The sequence below is a fragment of the Croceicoccus naphthovorans genome (genome assembly GCF_001028705.1).
GTDB classification, from domain to species: Bacteria; Pseudomonadota; Alphaproteobacteria; order Sphingomonadales; family Sphingomonadaceae; genus Croceicoccus; species Croceicoccus naphthovorans.
The window spans coordinates 973,112-985,274 of the sequence record NZ_CP011770.1 but is presented as its reverse complement, the minus strand read 5'-3'; the positions used below and the strand labels follow the sequence as shown (position 1 = coordinate 985,274).

General features: G+C 64.1%; 8 protein-coding genes. 7 read left to right on the top strand and 1 reads right to left on the bottom strand.

The features are described from left to right. Window positions 1-3: 3 nt before the first annotated feature. Window positions 4-2,178 carry an aldehyde oxidoreductase molybdenum-binding subunit PaoC gene (gene paoC / locus AB433_RS05025; protein ID WP_047820175.1) on the top strand — a complete coding sequence of 725 codons (2,175 nt, stop codon included), beginning with the start codon at window positions 4-6 and terminating at the stop codon, window positions 2,176-2,178. 108 nt (window positions 2,179-2,286) lie between these two features. Further along, entirely contained in the window at window positions 2,287-3,831 is a 1,545-nt protein-coding gene (locus AB433_RS05020) for an amino acid permease (protein ID WP_047820174.1), read from the top strand. Between the two features lie 4 nt (window positions 3,832-3,835). On the opposite strand, the gene AB433_RS05015 is transcribed toward AB433_RS05020, so the two are convergent. Then, window positions 3,836-4,594, bottom strand: a complete 759-nt coding sequence (locus AB433_RS05015; RefSeq protein WP_047823358.1) for an AraC family transcriptional regulator — start codon at window positions 4,592-4,594, stop codon at window positions 3,836-3,838. 195 nt (window positions 4,595-4,789) lie between these two features. Here AB433_RS05015 and AB433_RS05010 point away from each other — a divergent pair, with 195 nt between their 5' ends. From AB433_RS05010 to AB433_RS04990, 5 genes are read left to right on the top strand one after another with little or no spacing between them, the layout of a single operon-like run. Next, entirely contained in the window at window positions 4,790-5,749 is a 960-nt protein-coding gene (locus AB433_RS05010; RefSeq protein ID WP_047823356.1) for an alpha/beta hydrolase, read from the top strand. Window positions 5,750-5,756: 7 nt separating this feature from the next. Next, the gene (locus AB433_RS05005) at window positions 5,757-6,344 is read left to right on the top strand and encodes an FMN-binding negative transcriptional regulator (protein ID WP_047820173.1); all 588 of its coding nucleotides are present in this window, start codon (window positions 5,757-5,759) and stop codon (window positions 6,342-6,344) included. Further along, complete coding sequence (locus AB433_RS05000; protein WP_047820172.1) at window positions 6,341-7,684, top strand: amidohydrolase family protein; 1,344 nt, start codon at window positions 6,341-6,343, stop codon at window positions 7,682-7,684. The genes AB433_RS05005 and AB433_RS05000 overlap by 4 nt, the downstream gene beginning before the upstream one ends. Beyond that, a complete protein-coding gene (locus AB433_RS04995) occupies window positions 7,684-8,859 on the top strand; it encodes an amidohydrolase family protein (protein WP_053058996.1) in 1,176 nt (391 codons plus the stop codon). Before AB433_RS05000 ends, AB433_RS04995 begins: the two co-directional genes overlap by 1 nt. Continuing rightward, a complete protein-coding gene (locus AB433_RS04990) occupies window positions 8,856-12,161 on the top strand; it encodes an amidohydrolase family protein (protein WP_053058995.1) in 3,306 nt (1,101 codons plus the stop codon). The genes AB433_RS04995 and AB433_RS04990 overlap by 4 nt, the downstream gene beginning before the upstream one ends. Window positions 12,162-12,163: the final 2 nt, after the last annotated feature.

Below are 12,163 nucleotides of genomic sequence, written 5' to 3'. Positions count from 1 at the left end.
GACATGGAGTTCAACGCACCTGCCGGAACCAACCTGTTCGACCAAGCCAAGGTCGTCGGCAAATCCACCCCGCGCATCGACGGGCCGCTGAAAGTAAGCGGACTGGCCCCCTATGCCTTCGAACGGCACGACGTCGCCGAAAATCAGGCCTATGGCTGGGTCGTAGGTTCTGGCATCGCCAAAGGTCGAATCGCGTCGATGGACGTGTCGGAGGCGAAGGCAGCGCCCGGCGTCATCGCCATCGTCACCTCGCCGGACGTAGAGCCGCTCGGCAAAGGCATGATGTGTTATGCCCCGCTGTTCGGCGGGCACGAAATCACGCACTACCACCAGGCCATCGCCTGTGTCGTGGCCGAAACGTTCGAACAGGCCCGAGCGGCCGCCGCGCTGATTCGTACCGAGTATGAAACCGGCGACGGGGCGTTCGACTTTCCCGCCGCGAAGACAGGCGCAGTACTGTCCGACGATCCGGAAACCTTTGGCGACTTCGACGCGGCTTTTCCCAAGGCGCCCGTCCAGATCGACTCCACATACACGACCCCGGCCGAAACCCATGCGATGATGGAACCGCACGCGACCATCGCGGCGTGGGAGGGTGATAAGCTTACGCTCTGGACAGCGAACCAGATGATCGCGTGGAGCAAGACCGCCATTGCGAAAATCCTCGGCATCGATGCGGCGAACGTGCGCCTGGATTCGCCCTACGTCGGTGGCGGCTTCGGCGGAAAGCTGTGGGTTCGCGCCGATGCAGTGCTAGCCGCGCTTGGCGCTAAGGCCGCCGGTCGCCCGGTCAAGATCGCGCTGCAACGCCCGATGATCGCCAACAACACGACCCATCGTCAGGGTACGATCCAGCGCCTGCGCATCGGGGCGGAGAGCAACGGCAAGATTACCGCGATCGCGCACGAGAACTGGTCGTACAACGTCAAAGGCGGCGACGGCGAAGCTGCCACCGCGCAGACAAAGAAACTCTACGCGGGCGACAACCGCCTGATCGCCGAATATTGCGCGCGGCTGGACCTGCCCGAAGGCAACGCCATGCGCGCGCCGGGCGAAGCGCCGGGCCACCTTGGGCTTGAAGTGGCGATGGACGAACTTGCCATCGCGCTGGACATGTGCCCGATCGAATTGCGCATCCTGAACGAACCGGATGCCGTGCCCGGCAATCCCGAAAAGCCGTTCTCCGACCGCAACCTCGTCCGCTGCCTGCGCAAGGGGGCAGAGCGGTTCGGCTGGTCAAAGCGCGCCGCACCGGCAACCCGGCGCGAAGGGCGCTGGCTGATCGGCATGGGCGTTGCCGCCGGCTATCGCGGGAGCCCGACAACAGAATCGGCTGCGCGGGTCAAATTGCTGGACGGTCGTATCGTGGTCGAGACCGACATGACCGACATCGGCACCGGCAGCTACACGATCATCGCCCAGACCGCGGCAGAGACGATGGGCGTGCCCCTCTCTGCGGTTACGGTCGAGCTGGGCGATTCCGACTTTTCCGCCTCCGCTGGTTCGGGCGGGCAATGGGGCGCATCCAGCTCGACCGCCGGGGTCTATGCCGCCTGCGTCAACTTGCGGCGGCAGGTGGGCGACAAGCTTGGCTTCAATGGCGACACCGCGACCTTTGCCGACGGAAAGATCATCGCGGACAACAAGCGGTTCGATCTTGCCGACGCGGGCCATCTCAGCGCGGAAGACAGCGCCAGCTTCGGTTCGTCACAAAAGGACCATGACGTTGGCACCTATGCCGCGCATTTCTGCGAAGTCGCGGTCGATGCCTATACCGGCGAAACACGCCTGCGCCGTATGCTCTCGGTCTGCGATGCCGGGCGCATCCTGAACCCGCTTTCGGCGCGCAGCCAAGTCATCGGGGCAATGGTGATGTCGGTGGGCATGGCGCTGATGGAAGAACTGGTCGTCGACAAACGCCACGGATTGTTCATCAACCACGACCTTGCCGGATATGAAGTGCCAGTCCACGCGGATACGCCGCAGCAGGACGTGATTTTCCTCGATACGCTGGACGAGGTGGTGGGCCCGCTGAAAGCAAAGGGGGTGGGCGAGCTTGGCATCTGTGGCCCCGGCGCGGCTATTGCGAACGCGATCTACAACGCCACCGGAATTCGGGTGCGCGACTATCCGCTCACGCTCGACAAGTACCTGTCGGACCTGCCTACGCTCGATTAACCTGTCGTCATTGGCCAAAGCGGCGGCGAGTCTGGCCTGATCGAAGGGGTTCGGGCCGGATTTGCCCGTTACGCTCCTGCGATTATCGCAACGGCAGGGGGCGAAGACATGGCAAAGGGTTCAGGCGGACCGCGCATTCGCAAATCGCTGGCCGACATTCACGTCGACATCCAGAGCAACGGCCTGAAACGGTCGCTTGGTCCGGTTCAACTCGTTCTGCTGGGCATCGGCTGCATCGTCGGCGCGGGCATCTATGTGATGACCGGCGCGGCGGCGGCGAACTATGCCGGGCCTGCGGTTTTGCTGTCGTTCGTTCTGGCGGGGCTGGCCTGCGGGTTTACCGGGCTTTGCTATGCCGAACTGGCCTCGACCCTGCCGGTCTCAGGCTCGTCCTACAGCTATACTTACGCCAGCCTTGGCGAAGTGGCGGCATGGACCATCGGCTGGCTGCTTATGCTGGAATACGGGCTGGCCGGATCCGCGCTGGCTGCGGGGCTTTCGGGCTATCTGTCCAGCCTGCTGTCCGACTTTGGGGTGATCATTCCAGAGGCGCTGCGCACGCCGTGGATCACCAGCACCGTGGGCACCGGCGGGCTGGAATTTTCCAGCGGCAACGGCATCAACCTCGTCGCGGCGGTTTGCGTGGCGCTGGTTGCCCTCGTGCTGGTCCGGGGCGTGTCGGAATCGGCGCGGGTCAACGCGATCATAGTGGTGATCAAGATTTCGGTCCTGATCCTGTTCGTCGGGGTTGGCGCGTTCTATGTCGTGCCCGACAACTGGTTCCCCTTCATCCCTGAAAGCCAGGGCGGCTTCACCTATGGCGAGGCCGGGATTTTTCGCGGCGCATCGATCCTGTTCTTCGCCTACCTCGGCTTCGAAACGATCTCGACTGCCGCGCTGGAGGCGCGCAATCCGCAGCGTGATATGCCCATCGGCATCATCGGCGCGTTGATCGTCTGCACGATCCTTTACATGGCGGTTGGCTTGGTCCTGACGGGGTTGGTGCCGTATCAACAGCTTGGCGTGCCCGATCCGATCGCGCTGGCCGTCGACCAGATCGGGATGCCGGCCTTCACGTTGGTGATCAAGCTGGGCGCGGTATTGGGGCTGATGTCGGTGCTCTTGGTCAATACGTATGGCCACACGCGCATCTGTTTCGCGATGTCGCAGGACGGGCTGCTGCCGCGCCTGTTTTCCTCGGTCCATACCGAATGGATGACGCCGCATCTGGGCACAGTCTTCGTCGCGATCATCACTGCCATCGCGGCGGCAACTTTGCCCATCACGATCCTGGGCGATCTGGTCAGCCTCGGCACAGCGTGCGCTTTCTCCATCGTTGCGATCACCGTGATGTGGCTGCGCACCAACGAACCGGATCTCGAACGCCCGTTCCGGGTGCCGCTGGGCGGTATCTGGATCAAGGGCGTGTGGATCGGCACGGTTCCGGTTCTGGCGCTGGTGTTCTGCCTGACGATGGTCGGACCGGTCGTGATCGACATCGGGCTGAAGGCCGCCGAGGGTCAGCCCCTGCCTGCCATCGTGCTGGGCATCTACTTCGCGCTCGGCTTCCTGCTCTATCGCCAATACGGCTGGCATAACTCGCGCCTGCGGAAGATTGCGCGAGAAGCTGAGCAGGCCCCCGCCGGATCGTAAGGGCTTAGTTCACAAGGTACTGGCTGGGCGGCACGCCGAAAGCGCGGCGGAACATCGCGCTGAACCCGCTGGGGCTGTCATAGCCGACCTCAAACGCGACTTGCGTGACGGACTGGCCGGATGCGAGCATCGAGAGCGCCTCCATCAATCGGACCTGTTGGCGCCATACGGCGAGACCCATGCCGGTTTCCTGCTTGAATGCACGGGTAAACGTGCGGCGCCCCATCGCGGCCAGTTTCGCCCAGTCGTCGATGTCGCGCGGGTCGGACGGATCGGCGATGATCTCGTTACACACGCGAAGCAACCGCGGATCGGACGGCATCGTCACGCAGTATGGGGCGTTGGGCATCCGGTCGACTTCGTTGAGCAAAAGCCGGATGATCTCCCCCTCCCGACCTGACGTGTCGTAGAGCGGATCGAAGCTGGAAATTTCGAGGATGATCGCCTTCAAAAAGTTCGACACCTCGAACACACGGCATGCATCGTCCTCAACCGTAGGATGATCGCGCAAGTATAGCGTGCGCAGCGATACCGGACCACGGCACGATACCTCGTGCATGACCCCGGCGGGCAGCCAGACGGCCCGCTGCGGAGGGATCACGAAGCTGGTTTCCCGCGTCGTCACAGACATCACGCCAGCAGAGGCGAAGAGTATCTGCACATGATCGTGGCAATGCATCGGATCGGTGAAACCGGCCGAGTATTCGTCCTGAAGCGCCACAACCGGGCGATCGATGCCGAGTACGTCGAAACTGTGTTTCATGGCCCCTTCCAATCGATTCATGCGACAATCGATAATAGGGGCCAAATCGGCCCGCTATGCAAGTGCCAGTGCAAGGTGCGGCCCTATTCGTACGATCATTGACCCGCTTCATAGAGATGTCAGGCGCTTGCCCGGCTAGGGATCGTCCAGATCATGCATCGCCGCAACGACGCGCGAGGCATTGTTGGAGGGCAGATGAGCGAGTTGCATACCGGGGACGTGCAGGACGACGTCGATCCGAAGATCCGTGAATTCGTGAACGGCATCAACGCCGGATACGATGCGCTTTTGCCCGAAACGCCGCTGTCCATGCCCGAACGGCGCGCCATTGCCGAACGCGTGCGCGAACCGTGGCGCAGCGGCGGGCCGCGCATGGCCGAAACGCAGGACTACGATGTCGTGGGCGTCCGCCTGCGCGTACATCGCCCGACCGACGCGGCAAGCCTGCCGGCGATGCTCTATATTCATGGCGGCGGCTGGGCGCTGTTCAGTATCGACACGCACGACCGGCTGATGCGCGAATACGCTTCGCGCGCGGGGATCGTTGTTGTCGGTATCGACTATAGCCTGTCGCCCGAAGCAAAATTCCCGGCGGCTTTGAACGAGGCCGTCTCGGCCATCGGCTGGATGCGTGAGAACGCCGACGATCTTGGCATCGACCCGGCGCGCATTGCGGTTGGGGGCGATTCCGCAGGGGGCAATCTTGCCGTTTCGACCTGCCTGAAATTGCGCGAACTTGGCCTTCCCCAGCTTCAGGGCATGGTGCTGAATTACGGTGCCTTCGCGCCGGATCATACCCCCAGCTATGCCCGCTATGACGGGCCGAACTATTGCCTGACCGTCGACGAGATGGATGCGTTCTGGGACGACTATCTGGCCGATCCCTCGCAAAAGTCCGACCCGTTGGCGGTGCCGACATTGGGAGACCTGCACGACCTTCCGCCCGCGTTCATGGCGATTGCGAAGCTTGATATCCTACGCGATTGCAATCACACGCTGGCCGAAAAACTGGCCGACGTGGGCGTTGCGGTAGAAGCTGTGGAGTATGAAACCGCCACGCATAGCTTCCTAGAGGCAATGTCGATCGCTCCGCTTGCCAGCCGGGCACTGGACGATCAGGCAAAGTGGCTGCGCTCCGCGCTGGGCGTGGTATAGCGACCGGATGTTCGCCCCGTTCACCGATTGCAGCCAAAGCGACATCGACCGCCTTGTCCGCGACTATCCGCTGGCCTGGTTGGTTACCCGGAACTTTAATTCCGCGCCCTTGCCGCTAATCGCGGAGCACGCCGAGGACGGCACGATCGCGTCGCTCTTCGGCCATTGCGGCAGGCGCAACCTGATCGTCGCGGACTTGCGCGACGATCCGCTGGCGCTGATCCTGTTCAACGGTCCGTCGGGCTATATCTCCAACCGCCATGTGTCCGAACCGAACTGGGGGCCGACGTGGAACTATGCGGCAGTGCGGTTCGTGGCAGAGGTCGAATTCGTCGAGGCTGAGACTGCCAGCTCAGTCGATCGCCTGCTCGATCATCTGGAAGGCAGCGATAAGCCGCACTGGACGCCGGACCAGCTAGGCGACAGGTATGAGAACATGCTGTCGCAGATCATCGCCTTTCGCGCCCACGTCCGCGAAGTTCGCCCAACCTTCAAGCTGGGACAGGACGAGCGGCCCGACGTTCTGGCCGAAATCGTCGCCAAGCATGAGAACCGCGATTTGACGAGCTGGATGAAGGAACGCGCCCGACCATGAGGCATTTTCGCTCGGTCTGCGCCGCGCTGGCCATCGTTGCCACCACAGCGTTCACGCCCGCACAGGCGGAACGCGTCCGCCCGCAGCCGATGCCCGATGCCATGCCCAGCGAATATCGCCCGCTGCCTCGGCAGGATACGGTGCTGGTCGGCGCGACCATCCTTGACGGCGCAGGCGGCAAGCATGTTGGCGACGTGCTGATGCGTGACGGCAGGATCGTTGCGGTGGGCAGCGATCTGCAGGTCGGCGATGCGAAACGGATCGACGCCACGGGCAAGTGGATCACGCCCGGCCTTATCGACGTTCACACCCACTACGGCACCTACCTGATGCCCCAAGGCGGGCCGAGCGACTGGTCCGACGTGACCGAGGCCAGCTCTACCAACGGAGCGGATGCCTGGGTCGAACACGCGGTCCGGTCGTCCGACCCGGCGTTCGGCTACGCCCTCGCCTCCGGCGTGACGACCGCGCAGATCCTGCCGGGGTCGAGCGTGCTGATCTCGGGCCGTTCGGTCGTCGTCCACACGATCCCGATGCCGACCGTAGCGCAGATGAAGTTTCCCAATGCGCCGCAGGGCCTGAAGATGGCTTGCGGAGGGAATTCGGTGAACGAGGATAGTTTTCCAACCAGCCGTCAGGGTCAGATCGCCGGGCTGGAGCAGTATCTGCGCGAGGGGCAGGCCTTCCTCGACAGTGATGGCGACGCGGGTCAGCACCCCAAGGAAGCGACCATTGCCGGTGCTATCGAAGGCCGCATCCCGGTCCACCTGCATTGCTATCGCGCGGACGACATCGCGACTTGGATCGCGGTCCTGAAAAAACATGGCATCAAGCTGGGCACCGTTCACCATGCGACGGAGGCCTACAAGATCGCACCGCTGCTGGCGCGCGAGGGTATTTGCTCGGCAGTCTGGCCCGACTGGTGGGGCTTCAAGCGCGAGGCCGAGGACGGTATCGCCGAGAATGCCGCGTTTCTGGAAGCGGCAGGGGCCTGCGTCGTGATGCATTCGGACATTCCTCTGCTCGGTGGACTGCTGAATGTGGAGACCGCCAAGGCCGCTGCCTCGGGGCGCCGAGCCGGAATTGACATTCCCCCCGAAAAGGCGATCCGCTGGATCACATCTAACGCGGCGCGGTCACTGGGCTTGGAGGACCGAATCGGCACCATCGCCAAGGGCATGAACGCGGATATCGTCGTCTGGTCCGGCGATCCGTTCAGCGTTTTTTCCAAGCCCGATCTCGTCTTCATCGACGGCGCGGTGGCGTTCGATCGTAACGACCCGGACCGCCAGCCGCTGTCCGATTTCGAACTTGGCCAGCCTCAGCGGGAGGGCATGTGATGCGGCTACTGCTGGCCATAGCGGCGCTCTTCGTCGCCCCCCTCGCCCATGCCGAGACGATCGCGATCACCCATGCACACGTGATGGATGGCGCGCATGAGGTGCAGGATGCGACGATCGTCGTGTCGAACGGCAGGATCGCTTCGGTCAGCGCGAAAGGCCCCGTCCCCGCCGATGCCCGCGTGATCGACGTGGCAGGGCGCCCTGTCACGCCCGCGCTTTCGGCAGCCGCTACGCAGATCGGCATCGTCGGGATCGGCGGTGAGGATAGCGCGGTCACAAGCGGCGCGCTGAACGTATCGCGCGCGGTCGATCCCAATGCCCTGACCATTCAGGACGCCCGCGCGCTTGGCGTGGCCCATGCGATGGTCTTCCCATCGACCGGATCGGGCGCGATCTCCGGCTCCGGAGCCATGCTCTATCTGAAGCCCGGTGCCGACCCGGTCGAAACGCCCGTGGCTGCGGTGTTTGCCGTGCCCGCTGCCGACCAAGGCAACGGATCGCGCAGCGCAGCTTGGGCGGCGATCCGCGACGCGCTGAACGACACCTCCGACGCCGACCTGAACGCAGTCGTTGCAGGACGCATTCCGCTGGCGATCAAAGCAAACCGCGAAAGTGACATCCTGCAGGCCATCGCCCTGTCGCGCGAATTTGGCATTCGCGTCGTCGTCATGGGCGGGGCAGAGGCATGGCGGGTCGCCGATGAACTGGCCAGCAGCAAGGTTGCGGTCATTGTCGATCCGCTGGACGACCTGCCCTTTACCTACGATTCCATCGCCTCGCGCCGCGACAACGCAGCGATCCTTTCCCGCGCCGGGGTGCGCATGGCGTTCATGGTCTCCGGCCTGACGGTCTATCTGTCGTACAACGTCGGCACCGCTTTGCGCGAAGGGGCCGGATTGGTCGCCGCGAATGGCCTGTCGCGGGCCGAGGCATTGCGGGCCATCACCACCGGACCCTCGCTGGTCTGGACCGGAAACGAGGCGCAAGGCCTCGTCGCCGGGGCACCCGCCGATCTGGTGATTTGGGACGGCGATCCGCTCGAACCGGCCAGTGCCGCCGATCAAGTGATTATCGCGGGCAAGGAGGTTTCTCCCGTCACACGGCGCACCATGCTACGCGATCGCTATCATCCTTCGCGCATGAACGACCCGCTACCGCCCGCCTATCGATGATCGCACGGTGCTTCATCTCGACGCTGGCACTGATCGCCGCGACGCCCGCCCTCGCCCATCCCGGCGACGTTCCGGCACCGGAAGGTACGGTCGCGGCAGGCAGTGTCGATGCAATGGGGCAGCGGGGCCAGACACTACCGATGCAGCCTGCCCGCAGCGCCAGGATCGACGTGCGCGAAGGCACGTGGCTCTCGCCCGACATATCGCCGGATGGCAGGACCATCGTCTTCGAAATGTTGGGCGATATCTACCTGCTGGACCGCAAGGGCGGCAAGGCTCGACCGATCCTGACCGGCATGGCTTTCGATTCACAGCCGGTGTTTTCGCCCGACGGCAAGCGCATCGTCTTCGTCAGCGACCGTTCGGGGGCTGAGAACATCTGGGTCGCCGGCGCCGACGGCCGTCACCCGAGACAGGTGACGCTTTACGACGGCAACACGGTGTTCACTTCACCGGTGTGGTCGGCCGACGGGAGGAGCATCTACGCCTCGCGCTATCACGCAGACCGCGTCGCGTTCGAACTCTGGAAATTCGACGCTCGGACTGGCGCGGGCGATATCGTCGTACCGATCAAATCCAGCCCCGACCAGCCACGCGACCAATGGCGCAGCACGCTGGGCGCGGTTCCCTCGCCAGACGGACGCTATCTCTATTTCGCGGGCAATCTGGGCGGCGATCGCGGCGACGTCCCGGAATGGACGATTATCCGCCGCGATCTTTTCAGCGGCACAGAGGAAACGCTGGTCTCGGCCCCGCGCAGCCCGCGACCCGATCTCGTGCTGGGCACCGCGTTCCGCCCTGCCGTATCGCCGGACGGTCGCCTGATCGCATATGGCGTGCGCGATCGGGGCGAAAGCGGGCTGAAGCTGCTCGATACGCAGACCGGGGAATCGCGCTGGCTGTCCTATCCGGTTCAGCACGACCAGTTGCAGGCGACGCCGTGGCGCGACCTGCTGCCCCGGCACAGCTTTACGCCCGACGGCAAGGCGCTGATCGTGAACACCGGCGGAAAGCTGGCCAGCATCGACGTTGACACCGGCAAGGCCCGCGACATCCCATTCCACGTAGAGTCAGAGATCGGGATCGGCCCCTCTACCCGCCACGTCACGCGAATGGAGGATGGGCCGTTGGAAGCGCGTCTTATCCAGGATCCGGCGCGATCGCCCGATGGGACGAAGCTGGCGTTTTCGGCGGTCGGGTCGCTCTATGTGATGGACCTGCGCGATGGTGCCGTGCCGGTCGCAATCGGAGAGGGTTTTCAGCCCAGTTGGTCGCCCGATGGCGCATCGCTGGCCTACGTGCGTTGGACCGCCCGCGAATCCGGGCATGTCTGGCTGCGCAACCTCGGTTCGGGACAGGATCGACGCGTATCGAATGTAGCCGGGTTCTACACCGCCCCCGTATTCACGCCCGACGGGACACAAGTGCTGGCCATGCGATCCAGCAACGACTCCCGCATGCACAGCTATATGGAATTCGGCGCGACGCGCGATGCCACGCTGGTCGCGATGCCCGTCGCGGGCGGGGCGGCGCGCGATGTGGATAATGGTTCCATCGGCGGCACCCCACATTTCGATGCGACGGACGGTACGGTGCTCGTCAACCGTTACGACGGTGTCTACCGCGTGCCGCTTGCAGGTGGCGAGGCTGAGAAGGTCGTCGGCGTGCAAGGCCCCGGCTGGTACTTTGCGGAAGGGCGCGCACAGGCGGACGACATTCGCATCAGCCCCGACGGCCGCGAGGCGCTGGTCCGTCATGCGCAGCAGCTCAGCCTGATCGTGCTACCCGAAACGGGGACCGACATCGACTTGTCCGACCCCACCCTGATGCACCGCCGCCTGACCGACGAGGGCGCAGACTTCATGCAATGGTCGGCGGACGGCCAGACCATCGGCTGGGCGCTGGGATCGACTTGGTACGAACGTCCGCGCCCCGGAATTGCCTTGGCCCATGGCAAGGCAGGCGATGTGCCTGATGTCGCAGGTGAGGCGTTCCGCGCCAAGGTCACGTTGCCACGCGGTATCCGGGCGGATGGTTCGATCGTCCTGCGCGGCGCGACAGTCCTGACGATGGCCGCAGCACCGGTCGAAAACGCCGACCTGCTCGTCACCGATGGCCGGATCGTCGCGGTCGGCCCACGCGGAAGCTTTGCCATCCCGGCGGGCGCGACAGTCCGCGATGTCAGCGGCAAGTGGATCGTCCCCGGCTTTATCGAAACCCACGTCCACGTTGCCGACGTGCGGCGGCAAGTGCTCGATTTCGAAAGCTGGGGCCCGCTTGCCAATCTTGCCTATGGCGTCACGACATCCTTCGACCCGTCGACGCTGACCATCGATATGCTGGCCTATGAAGACGCGATCGAGGCTGGCAAGATGATCGGTTCGCGCATCCCTTCGACGGGTCCCGCGATCTTCTCGTTCAACGATTTCACGTCCTACGACCAGGTCAAGGCGGTGCTGCGCCGCTATCGCGATCACTATCGCATCGGCAACATCAAGATGTACCGCACCGGCAACCGCCGCGTGCGCCAGTGGATCGCGCAGGCCGCGGCAGAGCTTGGCCTATACCCTACGACAGAGGGCGCGCTGGCGATGAAACTGGACCTGACTCAGATCATCGACGGCTATGCCGGGCACGAACACGCCCTGCCCGCCGAGCCGCTACGCGACGATGTGCTGTCCCTGATGACGCAGACCGGGGTCGGCTATACGACCACGCTGATGATCGGCAACGGCGGGCCGCAGGGGCAGGACTATTTCATCGTCCGCGACGCGCCGGCCGACGATCCGAAGCTCAACCGCTTTGCCCCGCGCTTTATCGTCGACATGAAGATGCGCAACCGCACTTATCGCCCGCTAGACGCCTATTTCTTCCCGATCGTCGGCGAGAGTGCTGCGCGGCTGATGCGGCGCGGGGGGCTGGTCGGCATCGGATCGCATGGCGAAGTGCCGGGGCTTGGCTTTCATTGGGAAATGGAAGGCCACGTCATCGGCGGCATGACCCCGGCAGAAGTGCTGCACGCCGCCACCATCGGATCGGCCCGCGCCATCGGGCGAGAAGGGGACCTTGGCTCTATTGAACCGGGCAAGATCGCCGATCTGGTCATTCTGGATCGCGATCCCACTAACGACATCCGCAACACCCTGGCCATCGATGCGGTGATGCAGGCAGGACGCCTGCGCGACGGCGAGACGATGGACGAGATCTGGCCGATGCAGAAACCGCTGCCCCGCCGCTGGTATTGCGACGACATTCCGCCCGCCACGGCGGACCCATGTGCACCCCCCACTGACCGGGAGTAGAT

What these genes read in the sequence shown, in the direction of transcription:
- AB433_RS04990 (WP_053058995.1), top strand. Translation starts at nt 8,856, where the DNA reads ATGATCGCACGGTGCTTCATCTCGACGCTGGCACTGATCGCCGCGACG.
- AB433_RS05015 (WP_047823358.1), bottom strand. Translation starts at nt 4,594, where the DNA reads ATGAAACACAGTTTCGACGTACTCGGCATCGATCGCCCGGTTGTGGCG.
- AB433_RS05010 (WP_047823356.1), top strand. Translation starts at nt 4,790, where the DNA reads ATGAGCGAGTTGCATACCGGGGACGTGCAGGACGACGTCGATCCGAAG.
- AB433_RS05020 (WP_047820174.1), top strand. Translation starts at nt 2,287, where the DNA reads ATGGCAAAGGGTTCAGGCGGACCGCGCATTCGCAAATCGCTGGCCGAC.
- AB433_RS05005 (WP_047820173.1), top strand. Translation starts at nt 5,757, where the DNA reads ATGTTCGCCCCGTTCACCGATTGCAGCCAAAGCGACATCGACCGCCTT.
- AB433_RS04995 (WP_053058996.1), top strand. Translation starts at nt 7,684, where the DNA reads ATGCGGCTACTGCTGGCCATAGCGGCGCTCTTCGTCGCCCCCCTCGCC.
- AB433_RS05000 (WP_047820172.1), top strand. Translation starts at nt 6,341, where the DNA reads ATGAGGCATTTTCGCTCGGTCTGCGCCGCGCTGGCCATCGTTGCCACC.
- paoC (WP_047820175.1), top strand. Translation starts at nt 4, where the DNA reads ATGGAGTTCAACGCACCTGCCGGAACCAACCTGTTCGACCAAGCCAAG.